Below are 12,232 nucleotides of genomic sequence, written 5' to 3'. Positions count from 1 at the left end.
TTCTATAAGCAAGCGGTGAGCCAAGCGCTCGTCTCAATCGCGTGAACAGGATTTCGCGGGGTTAGCGGAGGGATTGAGGGCGGCCACCGTGGAAATTTTGCCCGAGGGGCCCTCAACCGCGTCAGGGGTGCCTCATTTGGTTCCATTTTTCGTACATCCATCACCCCGGAGTTCAACGTTCCGTTCAATGGTGGGCCGGGCGGACACGGGGCGCTTGGGGTAAAGGCGGCAGCAGCCATGAACGTTCAGGTTCTCTTTCACGACAACTGTTTCGATGGGGCCGCGAGCGCGGCGGTGTTTACCCGCTTCTACCGGGAGAAGGTGCGTGCGGATGCCACCTTCACGTACCAGGGGCTGGCGCACAAGCCGGGGGCGGAGGGCATCGACCCGGCGGTCTTCACGGGGGCGGAGAACGTCATCGTCGACTTCCGCTACAGCCAGGACGCGCGGCTGACGTGGTGGTTCGACCACCATGTCTCCGCCTTCCAGCAGCCCGGGGACGAGGCGCACTTCCAGGCGGATACGAGCGGCCGCAAGTTCCACGACGCCCACCGCAAGAGCTGCACGAAGTACCTGGCGGACGTGGCCCGGGAGCGCTTCGGCTGGGATGCCTCGCCGCTGGCGGACCTCATCCATTGGGCGGAGCTCATCGACGGGGCGCAGTTTCCGAGCCCGCAGATGGCGGTGGCGCTCGAGGAGCCCGCGCTGCGCATCATGACGGTGCTGGAGTCCGCCAAGTCCCCGGACCTGATTCCGGAGGTCATCCGGCGCATGCAGCACGAGTCGCTGGCGGACATCGCCGCCTCGCCGCTCATCGCCGAGCCGCTGGCGCCGCTGCTGGAGCGGCACATGCTGAACATGGAGCAGGTGCGGGCCAAGGCGCGCTACGAGCAGGGCGTGGTGTTCTTCGACCTGGCGGACGAGGGCGTGGACAGCCTGAACAAGTTCATCGCCTACGCGCTCTACCCCGAGGCCCGCTACACCCTGTGGGTGGGCCAGGGCCCCAAGCGGGCCAAGGTGTCGCTGGGCTCGAACCCGTGGAAGCCCGAGCTGCGGCGGCATGACCTGGCGGCCATCGCCTCGCGCTACGGCGGGGGCGGCCACCCGGTGGTGGCCGCGGTGAGCTTCAAGCCGGGCGAGCTGGACAAGGCGCGCAGCGCCTACCGGGAGATCCTCGCCGAGCTCTCGGCCTGAGCGCCTTCAGCGCGCCGTCTCGAAGAACGTGAAGCCCGCGGTGCGCAGCATCCGCACCACGGTGAGCATGGGCAACCCCTGCACGTTGGTCCGGTCTCCATCGAGGTGGGACAGCAGGGCCTGCCCGGCCCCCTCGATGCGGTAGCTGCCCGCGCAGCCCTGCCACTCGCCGAGCCCCAGGTAGCGCTCCAGCTCCTCGGGCGTGGCGGGATAGAAGGTGAGCCGGGAGACTTCCAGGCTCTGGGCGAGGTGGCCCCCAGGGCCCAACAGACACACCCCGGTGCAGATGTCGTGGGTCCGCCCGAGCAGCTTGCCGAGTTGCTTGCGCGCGGCGCCCACGTCCGGCGGCTTGGAGAGAACTTCTCCCTCCACTTCCACGAGCTGGTCGGCGCCCAGGATCCAGGCCTCGGGATGGCGCGCCTGGACGGCGCGGGCCTTGCGCGCGGCGAGCTCCTGGACGGCTTCTCGGGCCGAGAGGGTGGGGGCCACGTCCTCGTCCACGCCCGGGGCTTCGGCCACGTAGGGCAGGCCCAGCCCATCCATCAGGGCCCGGCGCGCGCTGGACGTCGAGGCAAGAATCAGAGGTCTCATGCGGCCGCACCCTAGACCAGGAGATGCATGCCTGTTGCGCCCTGCGGCCAGGCAAGCGGGCGGGAGGTTTCTTTCCGGGCATGGGGGGGATGCCGTAGCCTGAGGGTCCATGTCGCGGCGTGGTCTGCTCGCCTTCTTCCTTCTGCTGGGTGCCTGTCAGCGCAGCTCCTCGGAGCCTGTGCTGGCTGCGCCCGTTCCCTGTACCGCCCAGGCCTCCGTTCCCGAGGCCCCGGCGGTGGCCGAGCCGTCCCCGCCCGTGGCCCCTCCGCCGCTCGCGGCGGGCCCGGAGGAGGACAGCCGCGCGCCGGTGGCCCCGCTCGCGGTCTGCCGCGCCGAGGGCATCTCCCCGCTGGAGGCCGCGCGGCGCTCCTATGACGAGGGCCACTTCGAGGCGGCCCTGTCCTGTGCGGCCCAGGCGGCCGCGCTGGAGCCCGACTTGGCCGAGGCCCATGCCGAGCGGGGGCTGGCGCTGTCCGAGCTGGGCCGCATCCCCGAGGCCCAGATGGCGTTCGCGCGCGCCCTGGCGCTTGAGCCCGGCTCGCGCGAGGCCCTGCTGGGGGCCGCGCACCTCTTCACGGTGCAGCTGCCCTCCACCCGGGAGCGGGACGAGCTGGGGCTGCTCTACTCCGAGCGGGGCCTGTCCCAGCCGGGCACACCCCCGGACGTGGTGATCCAATTCGCGCTCCTGTCGGCCATGGCCTTCAACGACCTGGGACACGCGGGGGATGCGCTGGAGCGCGCGGCCATCGTGCTCGCGCGGGAACCCGGCAACCACGAGGCCCTGTTCGAGCGGGCGCTGGCCCTCTTCGAGCTGTGCCGCTTCGCCGAGGCGAAGGCCGCCTTCACCGCGCTCCTGAAGTTCCCCGGCCGGGAGGCCCACGCGCACCAGCGCCTCGGGCTGCTGCTGGAGCGCGAGGGCAAGTGGGCCCAGGCGCAGGCCCACTTCGACAAGGCCCGGGCGCTGGCTCCCGAGGACTTCCCCCCGCCGCCCTTGCCCACGCCCGAGGAGTTCCGCGCGGCGGTGGCCCGGGCCGTGGAGGCGCTCCCCGAGGACATGCGCAAGGACCTGGAGGGCATCCCCGTCACGGCGGAGGAGATCCCCGTGGATGCGGACCTGATGTCCGGCGAGCCGCCGCTGTCGCCCTCGATTCTGGGGCTCTTCCGGGGCCCGCCGCTCGGCGAGCCGTGCGATGGCTCGGAGAGCCCGTGCCGCTCGGTGGCGCTCTACCGCCGCAACCTCGCGCGCGTGGCGTCCAGCCATGCGGAGCTGCTGGAACAGATCCAGGTGACGTTGCTGCACGAGGTAGGGCATCTTCGCGGCGAGGATGACGAAGAGCTGGCCGCCCGCGGCCTGGAGTGAATGATGGCCGCGCGAAACCTTCCCGTTGCACGAGTGAGCCTCAAGGGCGCTAAGAGCCTGCGCCGGGGCACCCCCTGGCTCTACCGCACCGAGCTGGTCGAACCGCCCGAAGGCGAGGGGCGGGGGCGGGTGGTGGCCGTGGTGGACCCCCAGGGCAATCCCATTGGCCAGGCCTTCTACGCCCAGCGCTCGCCGCTGGCCTTGCGGCTGCTCACGCGCCGCCCCGCCACGGAGGAGCCCACGGACGAGGCCTTCTTCCGCCGCCGCCTGGAGGCGGCCCTGGCCCGCCGCGCGTCCCTGAAGCACCGGGATGGCCTGCGGTTGGTGCATGGCGAGGCGGACCTGCTGCCGGGCCTCTTCGTGGACCGGTATGGCGCGGGCCTGACGCTCCAGACGCTCTCCGAGGGGATGGACGCCCGGAAGGAGTGGATCGCCCGGGTGCTGGTGGAGCTGACCGGGGCCACCCACGTGGTGTGCCGGGACGATGCCTCGGGCCGTGACTTCGAGGGGCTCGCGCGCCAGGTGATGCTGCTGCACGGCACGGGCGAGGCGCGCTTCACCTACCACGAGGGCGAGAACCGCTTCGAGGTGGACCTCCTGGGGGACATGAAGACCGGGGCCTTTCTGGACCAAGTGGACAACCACCTGCGCGCGGGCGAGCTCGCCCGGGGCGAGGCGTTGGATCTCTTCAGCTACCACGGGGGCTTCGCGCTCTCGCTGAGCCGCACGTGCGACTCGGTGCTCGCGGTGGAGCAGGACCCGAAGGCCTCGGAGCGCATCCAGGCCAACGCCGCGCGCAATGGCCGCAAGAACGTCACGGTGGAGAACGCCAATGCCTTCGATGTGCTGCGGCGCTTCGCCGAGACGGGCCGCCGCTTCGACACGGTGGTGCTGGATCCGCCGGGCCTGGCCAAGCGCCGCGAGGGGCTGGCCACCGCGCTGCGCGCCTACCACGAGCTGAACCTGCGCGCCCTCAAGTGCCTGAAGCCCGAGGGGGTGCTCGTCACCTGCTCGTGCTCGGGGAAGCTGGACCGCCAGGGCTTCGAGCAGATGGTCTTCTCGGCCGCCGAGGATGCCCGGCGGCCGGTGCAGATCCTCGAGCGGCGCGGGGCGGGGTTGGACCACCCGGTGCTCGCCAACCTGCCGGAGACCGAGTACCTCAAGGCGCTCTACGTCCGGGCGATGTAAGCCTCAGGCCTGGAGCCCCCGCACGCGCGAGCCACTGGCCGCCACGAGCACCAGGAAGGCCACGAGGAGCCCCAGCGCGGCGGGCAGCCCCACGGGCTCCGCCACGAGGCCAATCAGCGGCGGGCCCACGAGGAAGCCGCCATAGCCCAGGGTGGACACCGCCGCGATGCCCACGCCGGAGGGAACGCCCGGGGCGCGGCCCGCGGCGCTGAACAGCACCGGGATGAGGTTGGACAGCCCGAGCCCCACACAGCCGAAGCCGATGAGGGCCGCCACCGGGTGGTGCAGCACCAGGGCCGCGCCCAGGCCACCGGCCGCCAGGAATCCGCCCGCGCGCAGCAGCCGCTGGGGGCCGAAGGCGTTGACCATCCGGTCTCCTGTCAGCCGGCCCGTGGTCATCGCCAGCGAGAACACCGCGTAGCCCGCGCCGGCCAGGCCCACCTCGGTCCCGAGGGACCGGCGCAGGTAGACGGCGCTCCAGTCCGCCATGGCCCCCTCCACCATCAGCACCAGGAAGGTGAGCAGCCCCATGAACAGCAAGGGGCCGCGGGGAAACGCGAAGGCATGCGCGGGGCCCCCCTCATCGGCGGAGGCTGGCAGCAGGAAGCGGGAGGCCGTGAGGATGACGGCCAGGCCCAGCACGGACACCCCCAGCATGTGGGCGGGGGGCGTGAGTCCCCAGGACAGCAGCAGGATGGAGCTGCCCGCCCCGGCCAGTCCCCCCAGGCTGTACAGGGCATGGAACGAGGACATGACGGTCTTGCCCAGCTTGCGTTCCACGGTCACCGCGTGGGCATTCATCGCCACGTCCATGGCGCCATAGGCGGCGCCAAAGCTCACCAGTGCCACCAGAAGGAGCGGAAGGCTGGGGGCCCGCACGGGCAGCGCCACCAGCGGGCAGAAGAGCAGGGAGCTGACGAGCGTGACGGCCCGGCTGCCCCAGCGGGCCACCAGCATGCCGGTGAGGGGCATGGCCACCAGGGCGCCCAGGGCCACCCCCAGCAGCGCCAGGCCCAGCAGCGAGGTGCTCAGCCCGAGCCGGGCCTGGACCGTGGGGATGTGAGGCACCCAGCTCGCGAAGGACAGGCCATTGACGAAGAAGACGGCGGAGATGGCGATTCGCGCGGGGTGAGGGGCCAACGCGAGGGGCGCCGGGAGGGCAGGGGTCGACACGGTCATGCGGTCACCACACGGAGTTTGAGCTTGTGAAAGGGGGCGAGCACGGCTTCGGGAACCGTGGCCTCGGTGACGAGGGTGGCCAGCCGCTCCGTGGGGGCCACCACGAAGGGCGAGATCGTCCCGAGCTTGTCGGCGGTCGCCACCGCCACGGTCTCGGCGGAGCCCTGGATCATCGCGCGCTTGATGGCGACCTCCTCGGCATGGGGGGTGGTGATGCCCGCCTCGCCGTGGAGGCTGCACACGCCCAGCAGGCACAGGTCCGCGCGCACCTGGCGGACCGCCTCCACGGTCTCGGCACCCACCGTCGTCATCGCCTCCCGGTGGATCCGTCCTCCCAGGAGGTGCACCTCGATGCCGGTGTGCTCGATCAGGGCCAGGGCCACCGGGGGGCTGACGGTCACGACGGTGGCGCGCAGCTCGCGGGGCAGGCTGCGGGCAATCTCCAACGTCGTGGTGCCCCCATCGATGAAGAGCACCTGGCCCGGGCGCACCATGTCCGCGGCGACCTTCGCCAGCGCCTGCTTTGCGGGTTGCTGCACCTGGGTGCGCGCGGTGTAGGCCAGCGTCGTCTGGGCCCGGGGGAGGGCGCCGCCATGGACTCTTCTCAACAGTCCGGCCTCATCCAGGTCGCGCAGGTCCCTGCGGATGGTGTCCTCGGAAACATGCAGAATCCGGCACAAGTCGGCAGCGGAGACGCGGCCTTCCGTGGAGAGCTGCTCCAGGATGGCCCGCTTGCGCTCCTCGGGAAGCAGGGTGGAGGGGGTTTCAGTCATGGTCGTCCGGGTCATGCGGTGGGGTGCGTTTTTATGCATGATGTTGCGTGATTGTGCCGGAGTCAAGCGCCCGGGCGCCGCATGGAGAAGCCCCAGCAGGCGAGGTAGCGTCGCCGCCCATGCGCACCTTCCCTTACGTGGTCGTCTCGGCAGCCCTGCTCGCCGCGTGTGCGAGCTCCCGTCCCCCGCCTCCTCCGGAGGCCGGGCCCCCGCCCCCGCCTCCTCCCGCGGCGGAGGAGGGGGCTCAGACGCCGGTGGCGCCTGACGTGCCCGCGGGGGCGGAGGCCGCGCGCATCGCGGAGTTCTCGCGTCAGGCGACGCCGTTCGTGGATGCGTTCGTCAACTCCGAGGCCCTCTTCACGCGCGATGGGAAGCAGGTGCTCTTCATCTCCTCGCGCGACGGCCTCCCCCAGGTCTACCGGGCAGATGCGGCGAGCCCCACCTCGCAGGCCACCCGCCTCTTCGAATCCAAGGAGCGGGTGACGCTGATCGACACCACCCCGGATGGCCGGTCCCTGCTCGTCTTCTCGGACAAAGGTGCCGACGAGAACTGGTCGGTCTGGAAGGTGGGCCTCGATGGCTCAGCCCCCGTGGAGCTCACGCCCGGGGAGACCCTGAGCCGGGATACCGCGTTCCTGCCGGACCTGGCGCCGGACACCCTCTACATCGGCGCCCGGCGCATGGATGAAGTCGCCTCCGCCGCGTACGCCGTCCCCGCAGCGGGGGGGCCCTCCCGCGTCATCTACCGGGATGACAAGCCGGGCTTCCTCGTCCACGTGAGCCGCGACGGCAAGCAGGGGCTGTTCGCGCGCTACCTCTCCGCGTCGGAGAACTACCTGCTGCACCTCGACATGGCGTCGGGCAAGACGCGGCCGCTGTATCCGGCCCAGGGCACCCAGGTCAGCCTCTTCTCCGCGCAGTTCTCGCCGGATGGCCGGACCGTCTACGTCTCGACCGATGGAGGCGGGGAGCAGGCGCTGGTGCTCGCCCTGGACAGCGCGAGCGGCAAGGAGCTCGCCCGGTACGTCGAGAAGGACCCCGCCAAGGCCACCATTCAGACCCTCCTGGTGGCGAAGACCGGGGACACGCTCGCCCTGGGCCTCAGCGCGGGCAACCGCAGCGAGGTCCGGCTGCTCGATGCGCGCACCCTGAAGCCGCGGGCCCGGGTGGAGCTGCCGCTCGGCCAGGGAAGCCCCCAGGCCTTCTCGGAGGACGGCCGGCGGCTCACGGCCATCTGGTCCACCCCCGCCTCCATCACCGATGCGTGGGTCATCGACGTGAAGACGGGCAAGGCCTCCCCCCTGCGCCAGGAGCCACGCCCGGCCCTGAAGCAGCTGCCCGCCCTCGAGACGAGCATCGTGGACATCCGCGCGCACGACGGGCTGGCGCTGCCCACCAACGTGTACCTGCCGAAGCAGCGCTCCGGGAAGCTGCCCGTCATCGTCAGCTACCATGGCGGCCCCGCGGGCAACTCGAAGATCAAATGGTCCGCGGCCACCGCCTTCTTCGTGTCCCAGGGCTACGCCTGGGTGGAGCCCAACGTCCGGGGCTCCTCGGGCTTCGGCCGCGCCTTCGAGGAGGCGGACAACGGGGCAGGGCGGCTGGAGGCCTTCAAGGACATCGAGGCGGTGGGCCGCTGGGCGGCCTCTCAGCCCTGGGCGGATCCGGACCGGGTCATCATCTATGGCGGCAGCTACGGCGGCTACACGGTGCTCATCGGGCTGACGCGGATGCCGGACCTGTGGCGCGCGGGGGTGGACGTGTTCGGCGTGGCGAACATGAAGACCTTCATGGCCACCACGAGCGGCTTCATCCGGGAGGTGTTCCTGCTGGAGTTCGGAGACCCGGACAAGGACGCGGCCTTCCTGGAGTCCATCTCACCGCTCAAGGACGTGGCCCGCATCGCGGATCCGCTGTTCGTCTACGCGGGGGCCAATGATCCCCGGGTGCCGCGCGGGGAGTCGGACCAGATCGTCCGCGCGCTGCGCGAGCGCCAGGTTCCCGTCGAGTACATGGTGGCCGGGAACGAGGGGCACTCCATGGCCCGGCGCGAGAACCAGATTGAGTTCATGGCGCGCACGGCCCGCTTCCTCGAAGCCCACGCGGGCCCCCGCGAGGCGGCCGCGCCCTGAGCGGGGCTCAGGGGATGCCCAGCTCCTTGCGCAGCCGGTTCACCACCTTGAAGTACTCGGTGCGGGAGAAGGGCACGTTGAGGATGTAGAAGTCCTTCTTGGAGAGCCCCACGCAGCCGAAGCAGTAGTTGCAGTCCGAGAGGTTCCGGCAGAGCACCAGGTAGGCGCTGCCGGTGCAGTTCTCGCACTGCACGCAGTAGGCGCAGGCATGGCAGCTCTTCGAGTCCACGCAGTGCGAGCAGTTGTTGCACAGCTCGCACCGCGTGCAGTGGGTGCACTGGTAGCAGTTGCTGCAGTCCTTGCAGAACATGCAGTTGGCGCAGCGCTGGCAGCCCTCGCACGCGTAGGAGCCCGGGTTGCCCGGATCCGAGGCGAACGTCTTCGTCAGCCGCTGGAACTGCTCCAGGAACTCCCGCTTGCCCACGGTGGCCAGGGCCTGCCGCGCGGCCTGCTCCTCCTCATGTGACTCCGGGGTGGGGGCCCGCGTTCCTTTGTCCTTCACTTGGGGGAACTCCTTCCTTTCGTTCCTGACTTAGCGCAACCGGGCCAGTCCTTCGAGGTCGATGCCCCGGGCAATCCGCCGCACCTCCACGGTGCCGGGAAAGCCACGGCTCGTCACGGCCACCACGAAGCGGTCGCCCACCAGGAGGTTGGCCTCCGCAGTCGTCTCCTCCGCGTCGTAGCGCACGAACCCCACCGCCGCATCCCAGAAAATGGGCGCGGAAGGATCGCTCGCAGGCCGGCCCTTCGCCCCCTCGGCCGCCTCGCGGATGGCCTTGGCGATCTTCCAGCCCAGCGTGGTGTCGACGATGCGGACCTTCACCTCGCGCTCCTCGCCCAATGTGAAGGTGCGCTCGGCCTCGCTCACGGAGATTTCGCCATACTTGCCCGTGGAGCCCTCGGTCGTGGCATGGGTGAAGCCCTCCAGCGAGTCTGGCAAGAAGGGGGCCAGTTGCCGGAAGTACACGCAGGGTGCGGCAGGGGCCTCGCCCAAAGCGGAGGCCCCCTCGGAGCCCGTGCGCTCTTCCAGACAGCCAGTGCCCAGGGCCAACCCGAGCACCCCCAGCAGGCGCACCAAGGATTTGATTTCGGTCACGGGGCGATCAAAAGGTATCCCCGCTCTCCGCGCAATGGACCTCTCCAAGCTCAACCCGCCTCAGCGCGAGGCCGTCGTCACGACGGAAGGCCCCCTCCTGGTGCTCGCCGGCGCAGGCAGCGGAAAAACCCGCGTCATCACCCACCGCATCGTTCACATCCTGAACACGCGGCCGGGGGGGGCCCTGGCCCGCAACATCCTCGCCGTCACCTTCACCAACAAGGCCGCCACCGAGATGAAGGAGCGGCTGGTGAAGATGGCGGGCCCCCGCGCACAAGGCGTGCTGGTGTGTACCTTCCACGCTTTCGGCGCGGAGATGCTCCGCGAGGACATCCACCGGCTGGGCTGGCCGCGGAAGTTCGCCATCGCGGACATGGGGGACCAGCTGGCGCTCATCCGCCGGGCCATGCGCGACCATAAAATCGACGACCGGTCGTTCGATGCGCGCAAGGTCCTCAACCTCATCTCCAAGGCGAAGAACTCGGGGCACGAGCCCAGCCCCAAGCCCGAGGGCCTGGGGGACGACTACGATCTCATCACCCACATGGTCTATCCGAGCTACCAGCTGGGCCTGAAGGCCCAGGGCTCGGTGGACTTCGATGACCTGCTGCTGCTGCCCGCCCGCCTGCTGCGCGAGCACGAGGACCTGAACGAGAAGTACACCCGGCGCTTCCGGTACCTGCTGGTGGACGAGTTCCAGGACACGAACCTGGCGCAGATGAACCTGCTGCGGCTGCTGGCGGGCAGCGTGCGCAACGTGTGCGCGGTGGGAGACGACGACCAGGCCATCTACAGCTGGCGCGGCGCGGAGGTGCGCAACATCCTCGAGTTCGACAGCCACTTCCCGGGCAGCCGCGAGGTGCGGCTGGAGCAGAACTACCGCTCCATGCAGGTGGTGCTGGACGCGGCCAACGCCGTCATCGCCAAGAACCCCGAGCGCAAGGCCAAGCGCATGTGGACCGACCGCCTCGGGGGCGAGCGCATCAAGGTGGTGACGTGCCCCAACGAGGAGGAGGAGGCGCGCTTCGTCGCGCATGAAATCCAGAAGCAGATCGCCCTGGGCGTCCCCGCCGACGACATCGCGGTGCTCTACCGCACCAACGGCCAGTCCCGCCCCATCGAGGAGATGCTGCGCGAGAAGGGCGTCGCCTACGAGGTGGTGGGCGGCAGCGAGTTCTTCGACCGGCGCGAGGTGAAGGACGTCATCGCCTACTTCAAGGTGATCGCCAACCCGCGGGACGAGGTGAGCCTGCTGCGCATCGTCAACGTGCCGGCGCGCGGCATTGGCGACGTGACGATGGAGCGGCTGCACGCGCACGCCCGGGCGGACGGCGTCTCCCTGTGGGCGGCCATGGGCCGCAGCGAGGGCTACGAGGACCTGCCCGCGGGCGCGGCCGGGAAGGTGGGCGAGTTCCTCCAGCTCATCGAGAAGTACCGGGGCCTCTTCGAGGAGGGGAAGCTCGCCCAGGTGACGCGCCAGCTCCTGGAGGAGATCGGCTTCCGCGAGGCGACGCGCGCCCTGGCCACCTCCATCACCACGGCGGACAAGAAGCTGAAGTCCGTGGACCACGTCCTCAACTCCCTGGAGTCCTTCGAGAAGCGCGAGGGGCCCAAGGCGAGCCTGCTCACCTACCTGAACCGGCTGAGCCTGGACACCCGGCAGGAAGAGGAGGAGGTGCCCGGGGGCCACCGGCGCGTCACCCTGATGACCGTGCATGCCTCCAAGGGGCTGGAGTACCGGCTCGTCTTCTTCATCGGCATGGAAGAGGACCTGATGCCCCACAAGGGCATGCAGGGCGAGCCCCAGAACCTCGAGGAGGAGCGGCGGCTCTGCTACGTCGGGATTACCCGGGCCAAGGAGTTGCTCTACCTCACCCGGGCGGCCGTGCGGGTGAAGCGGGGCAAGGACGTGCCCTGCACCCCCTCCCGGTTCCTGGAGGACCTGCCCCCCGAGGTGGTGGAGAAGGTGGACCTGGCGGCCCCCCGGACGGGTGCGCCCACGGATCAGGAACGCAATTTCTTTGCCAACCTGAAGGACCGCTTCAAGCCCAAGGGAGTAGGCGGGGGAGCAGGGCCTACACCGGCTGATCGCAAGCTTTGAGCCCCCGGGCGCGGTGCGGCCTTGACTTACCTCTTGGCTCCTCCTAAGAGGGTCGGCCTTTCCGGGCATCGTCCCAGCAGTGGAGTTTTGGGACAGGACCCGTGGTTGGTTCGACTATGTCAGGCGGCCATCGCAGGAGGCCGCTGCCGAGTTTTGGAGCGCATACAATGTCGCAGAGGACCTACAGCGCGAAGGCGTCGGATATCAAGCGCGAGTGGCACGTGGTGGACGTCTCGGACAAGGTGCTGGGCCGTGCCGCCAGCCAGATCGCCACGCTGCTCAAGGGCAAGCACAAGGCCATCTACACCCCGTCCATCGACACGGGCGACCACGTGGTCGTCATCAACGCCGAGAAGGTGAAGGTGACGGGCACCAAGGAGCAGGCGAAGATGTACTACCGCCATCCTCGGGCCGGTTTCCCGGGCGCCCTGAAGATCACCAACCTCGCGAAGCTGCGTCAGCGGCACCCCGAGGACGTCATCCTCAACGCCGTGCGCCGCATGCTTCCGCGCAATGCGTTGGGCCGCCAGATGATGACCAAGCTCAAGGTTTATGCGGGTGACACTCACCCCCACGCCGCGCAGAAGCCCACCGCGCGCGAGGTCGAGGCGTAACCTT

At 70.0% G+C, this 12,232-nt stretch carries 11 protein-coding genes; 6 read left to right on the top strand and 5 right to left on the bottom strand.

Annotation, left to right across the window (positions count from 1 at the left end; translation table 11 throughout):
* Nucleotides 1-237: 237 nt before the first annotated feature.
* Complete coding sequence (locus tag KY661_RS23825; RefSeq protein ID WP_225412393.1) at nt 238-1,194, top strand: DHH family phosphoesterase; 957 nt, start codon at nt 238-240, stop codon at nt 1,192-1,194.
* A gap of 6 nt (nt 1,195-1,200) precedes the next feature.
* Here KY661_RS23825 and KY661_RS23820 read toward each other — a convergent pair whose 3' ends face one another.
* The gene (locus tag KY661_RS23820) at nt 1,201-1,785 is read right to left on the bottom strand and encodes a Maf family protein (protein ID WP_225412392.1); all 585 of its coding nucleotides are present in this window, start codon (nt 1,783-1,785) and stop codon (nt 1,201-1,203) included.
* A 109-nt stretch (nt 1,786-1,894) separates the two neighbouring features.
* Here KY661_RS23820 and KY661_RS23815 point away from each other — a divergent pair, with 109 nt between their 5' ends.
* Nucleotides 1,895-3,145, top strand: a complete 1,251-nt coding sequence (locus KY661_RS23815) for a metallopeptidase family protein (RefSeq protein ID WP_225412391.1) — start codon at nt 1,895-1,897, stop codon at nt 3,143-3,145.
* A 3-nt stretch (nt 3,146-3,148) separates the two neighbouring features.
* On the top strand, nt 3,149-4,333 hold the full coding sequence (locus tag KY661_RS23810; protein WP_225412390.1) for a class I SAM-dependent rRNA methyltransferase: 1,185 nt from the start codon (nt 3,149-3,151) through the stop codon (nt 4,331-4,333).
* Between the two features lie 3 nt (nt 4,334-4,336).
* Here the strand turns inward: KY661_RS23810 and KY661_RS23805 are convergent, their stop codons facing one another.
* Complete coding sequence (locus KY661_RS23805; protein ID WP_225412389.1) at nt 4,337-5,512, bottom strand: MFS transporter; 1,176 nt, start codon at nt 5,510-5,512, stop codon at nt 4,337-4,339.
* Nucleotides 5,509-6,285, bottom strand: coding sequence for a DeoR/GlpR family DNA-binding transcription regulator (locus tag KY661_RS23800; RefSeq protein ID WP_225412388.1), 777 nt, complete (start codon nt 6,283-6,285; stop codon nt 5,509-5,511). The genes KY661_RS23805 and KY661_RS23800 overlap by 4 nt, the downstream gene beginning before the upstream one ends.
* Before the next feature lie 119 nt (nt 6,286-6,404).
* On the opposite strand from KY661_RS23800, the gene KY661_RS23795 reads away from it, so the two are divergent.
* Nucleotides 6,405-8,417, top strand: a complete 2,013-nt coding sequence (locus tag KY661_RS23795; protein WP_225412387.1) for a S9 family peptidase — start codon at nt 6,405-6,407, stop codon at nt 8,415-8,417.
* Between the two features lie 7 nt (nt 8,418-8,424).
* Here the strand turns inward: KY661_RS23795 and KY661_RS23790 are convergent, their stop codons facing one another.
* Together KY661_RS23790 and KY661_RS23785 are read right to left on the bottom strand one after the other, a co-directional pair.
* A complete protein-coding gene (locus KY661_RS23790) occupies nt 8,425-8,919 on the bottom strand; it encodes a caib/baif family protein (RefSeq protein ID WP_075004778.1) in 495 nt (164 codons plus the stop codon).
* A 30-nt stretch (nt 8,920-8,949) separates the two neighbouring features.
* Nucleotides 8,950-9,462: a hypothetical protein gene (locus KY661_RS23785; RefSeq protein ID WP_398577230.1), complete on the bottom strand. Its 513-nt coding sequence runs from the start codon at nt 9,460-9,462 to the stop codon at nt 8,950-8,952.
* Nucleotides 9,463-9,547: 85 nt separating this feature from the next.
* Between KY661_RS23785 and KY661_RS23780 the strand changes: the two genes are divergently transcribed.
* Nucleotides 9,548-11,614 carry an ATP-dependent helicase gene (locus KY661_RS23780; RefSeq protein WP_225412386.1) on the top strand — a complete coding sequence of 689 codons (2,067 nt, stop codon included), beginning with the start codon at nt 9,548-9,550 and terminating at the stop codon, nt 11,612-11,614.
* Between the two features lie 167 nt (nt 11,615-11,781).
* Nucleotides 11,782-12,228 carry a 50S ribosomal protein L13 gene (gene rplM / locus KY661_RS23775; RefSeq protein WP_075004780.1) on the top strand — a complete coding sequence of 149 codons (447 nt, stop codon included), beginning with the start codon at nt 11,782-11,784 and terminating at the stop codon, nt 12,226-12,228.
* The last annotated feature ends 4 nt before the right edge of the window (nt 12,229-12,232 follow it).

The organism is Allostigmatella hybrida (assembly GCF_020103775.1).
GTDB lineage: Bacteria > Myxococcota > Myxococcia > Myxococcales > Myxococcaceae > Hyalangium > Hyalangium aurantiaca.
This window is presented reverse-complemented; position numbering and strand designations above follow the sequence as displayed.